Origin of the sequence: Kurthia senegalensis (assembly GCF_000285595.1) — a bacterium.
GTDB lineage: Bacteria > Bacillota > Bacilli > Bacillales_A > Planococcaceae > Kurthia > Kurthia senegalensis.
The window spans coordinates 1-3,784 of sequence record NZ_HE611077.1; the positions used below are offsets into that span (position 1 = coordinate 1).

Sequence of the window (3,784 nt, forward strand, 5' to 3'; positions counted from 1 at the left end):
TTCTCCTTTCATGGATCAGCAAAAAACGCTGAACCATTCCAGTCCGATTTACCGTTGACACTCATTGCTATTTATTTCATCTACCTAAAAGTTTGGTAGCCATATGTTGCAAGCGTTCATTGAACATAGCGTCATACTGAATAAATCCCTTTGAAGAACTTCGTTGTAACAATTCTTCTAATACTGCTTTATCTTCATCATCAAGAAACTTTTCCGTATTTTCTATTAATCGTTCTTTTGTTTCTGGATAGTGAAAGTCCTCATTTTCTTTTTCAATAAAGACTTCTTTTACTTGTCTTATTTGAACACCTAAAGCTGTTGTTTTGACATAATTCGGAACAGTCATAAATCGTAGTTTTGCTAATGTGTCTAATCGCTTTTTTTCTTCGTCAGTAACATAGAATTTAACCTGTTCTTTCACCATATAAAGCACTCCTTATTTGATACTATTTAGTACTAACTATATGATACCATATAGTACTAATACATAAAAATTTATTAGTACTAAAAAAGGGATAGCATTTGCTACCCCTAATCGACCCTATCATCTTCGTCTATATACTTCGCTTGTTGATTGTATTCTTCGAATTCTTCAACAGTCAGCTCACGTAGCATATTTTCATATTTTGACGTTTGCCATACAGACGTTAATAAATGTGTGTATTCATTTTCATCTTGTTTCTTGTATTTATCTAATTCACCGTTTTTATATTTTTTAACGTAGTCTTTAAAAATGCCATGAAAAGTAATTAATTGTCGCCCTTTCAACGCCTTATAAAAAACTTCAAAAACTGGCTTCGAATGATAAAGCTCGTTACTCTTTGCAGAGTATTTCGCCACTTCTAAAATAGCCCCGTTTTCGGACTTCTCGCTTGAACGAACTTTACGAATATCCACTTGCGTAATATTTTGATTATCCATACACTCACGCCACATCTCCAGCCACTTCTCTTGCTTTAGATAATCACGACTTGTGAAATAGCTTTTATTCACCGCCATCACCACATGAAAATGCGGGTGGTATGTGTCATAGTTTGGATTATTGTCACCAACTTGTAAGCCTAGTTTATCAAAATAATCTTTCGCCTTTTTGTACATTTCTTTTGTAATAAAACGTTCTTTGTTGTAAGTTACTTCGAGCTTACGCACATAACCATTAATTACTTTTTGTACATTTCGACGCTTAAATAATTTATTAAATGCTGAATTAAATTTATCAATTTCAGCTTTTAACAAAACACCTTCTACATTCGGAGCTGTCAGTGTCAGAAAAATATACTCCTGATCTTCATCTTCTCGTACAGCTTGCATAATGGTTGAAATCATAATCGCATCTTTTTTCGCTTTGTTCCAAGTACATAACGGACAAAAACGATTGCCACATGAATTGGAACGATGAACCTTTTTCGCACTCATTTCTAAGTTCGTTAAATGTTGCATAAAATCACCACACGATTTCACTCGTTCTAATGTCTTGTGAGTGAAAACACCTTTCGCATATTCCGATAATTTTCGAACTAAGTCTTTCTTTGGTGTGTATTTTTCTAATATATATTTTCCTAACTCCGTTGACTTCAATTCTGATTTTTTGAGTTTCACTTCTTGATTTTTAGTCATAAGCGTTATACAATCGCTTTGTAGATAAATAAATATACAGCTTAAAGCGATTTGCTCCTCTCTTAGTGTAATTTTGATCTAGACAATTAAAATTATAAAACACTATACAAGAAAAAGCAAATCGCTTTTTGTTTTGTCCTTAGAGCCACAAGGGTTTAGGGACTAACAAACCTAACTTTTCCTTGCGGAAATAGTTACGTATGTATCAAGTAAAAGAAAGAACTCGTTTTTGGCTACGCAAAAACGCCATTCGCTACGCTCATAAAAAATCAAAACCAAAACAAAATAAATAAAAAAAATAAAAGGCAGCAGATCCAAAGAAAATCACTTTGGGCCTGTTGCCTTTTACAATTCCATTCCTCTATCTCGATTTCTGTTTGGCGTTCTTTTGATTTCTTGCTCAGGAAGTTCATTTTTTATGCCTTTAGAAATTCCAACATGTTTTTTTATATCGAGCGACAAATCATCAAAACCCTCTCTTTCCGTCCACTTTTCACCATATGCCCCAATAGCATCAATCAAATCAGCCTGTTTTTCCGTTAAATCAGCCTTGTAGACGTCTTTACTGTGTTTTAGCATACCAACTGCTTTAACAACGTTTGTAAAGCTCTCATACGCCCCTCTAAGACGTTCTTTCAAATTTGACGTAGAATCTATCAAAATAATTAACTTCTCTCTAAACGACTTGTTCTCGGCTCTCAACGATGTATTTTCATTCGTAAGCTCTTTATTTTTTTCTTCTTCACGTTTTAATAATAAATTAACCTCTCGCTGTCTTTGTTCACGCATACGCACTTCATTCTCACGTGCCTGCAACTCTTGTTCCTTTTGCACAATATTTTGTTCTCGATCTACGAGCGATTCCAATTTATCTATTTTCGCTTCTGCTTTGTTAAGTTTTACTTTCGTTTTAGCACTAGAAAGAACTAATCCCTTTAACTCATCGTAATCGTCTTTATGAAAACTAACACGAGTACCCAACAAATTATTCTTTTTGGTTTCATCAATTTTCGTTAAAAGTTTTACAGGTTCTCGATACGTTTTCACATCACGAGATAACGCACGCAGCTCACGCTCTAAATCTTTCTTTTCTTTGTAATCACGCACATCTTTATAATCGTTTTTTCCAACTAGTTTCCGTTCGATATTACGCTCATTTAAAAGTTTCTCTAACACCTGGACTTCACTTTGTCGCCAAGCGTCAAAAGGGCGATTTTTATCTAATGTCGGATTCTGTTGAATCATTGCTTTATCAAACGAAACTTGTTTTTCTAATCCACGTTGATACCCTTCAGCAATCGGAACAAAATTAACGTGCATATGCGGTGTCGCTTCATCATCGTGAAGCACCGCATTATACACTTTAAATTGCGGATTGCGTTCTTCAAATCCCTTAAACCATTCTTCAAGGATTTCTTTCGCTTGCTCCCGATCCCCTCGAAGAAAATCGTCTTTGTCACCAACTTGGATTATCAGCTCTTGCTGTAACGAAGTTTTTTACTCGCTTTAATATGCTCATAATAATTTTCAATTTTTCTATCATTTCTTTTCTGTTTTGCATTATATGTTTCTAATGCGTCACCAAATTCATCTCGATACAATTCTTTTAAATCCTGTTTCACAAAATATTTATTCTCATTCGAACGCTCATAATCAATATGTGGATTTTTTGCTTTTTCTTTCTCGCTCATCTCTCTGTTGTTATGTTTTATGTTTGTTCTTTTTGACGATTTCTGAACCGAAATAGATAAACTCATTCTCCATCACCTCTTGCTATCCAATATACCAAAAGCTTTGTTACTTTGGCAAAGTAACCTTCTCGGTGTTTTGACACGTTGTGTGCAAAACGAAGGCTCTGCGAGGCTACTGTGTCCACCCTGTGCCCACCCGAAAATGTGCTGTAACGCACGTTATTTTCGAAAAGATAAAAGCAAAAAAATAGAGCCAGTTGCGGAAGAAAATCATTTCCGCAGCTCGCCCATTTTTCCACTAACAAAATCAAAGACCTTGCCTTTTTTAAAAAAAAGGCAAACCCAAAAAACTAACCATTTAACTCCCCCAACCCCCTCAAAATTGAGGGGACTCCCTCGGCGGTAGCCAGCTTCAAAAGGTGAACTTTTGAAGGAACAAGAGGGTGAATATCACCGAATCGTATCAACTCCTTAAA

2 protein-coding genes and 1 pseudogene are annotated in these 3,784 nt (G+C 35.2%); all 3 read right to left on the reverse strand.

Annotated features, from left to right (window positions below; genetic code table 11):
* Window positions 1-76: 76 nt before the first annotated feature.
* Window positions 77-424 (reverse strand): plasmid mobilization protein, encoded by a 348-nt coding sequence (locus KSHG_RS15395; protein ID WP_010309339.1) that lies wholly within the window; start codon window positions 422-424, stop codon window positions 77-79.
* A 107-nt stretch (window positions 425-531) separates the two neighbouring features.
* Window positions 532-1,617, reverse strand: a complete 1,086-nt coding sequence (locus tag KSHG_RS15400; protein ID WP_010309342.1) for a protein rep — start codon at window positions 1,615-1,617, stop codon at window positions 532-534.
* A gap of 345 nt (window positions 1,618-1,962) precedes the next feature.
* A pseudogene (locus tag KSHG_RS17235) lies at window positions 1,963-3,374 on the reverse strand (plasmid recombination protein).
* Between the last annotated feature and the right edge of the window lie 410 nt (window positions 3,375-3,784).

Coding starts and splice junctions, on each gene's coding strand:
- KSHG_RS15395 (WP_010309339.1), bottom strand. CDS start 424: ATGGTGAAAGAACAGGTTAAATTCTATGTTACTGACGAAGAAAAAAAG.
- KSHG_RS15400 (WP_010309342.1), bottom strand. CDS start 1,617: ATGACTAAAAATCAAGAAGTGAAACTCAAAAAATCAGAATTGAAGTCA.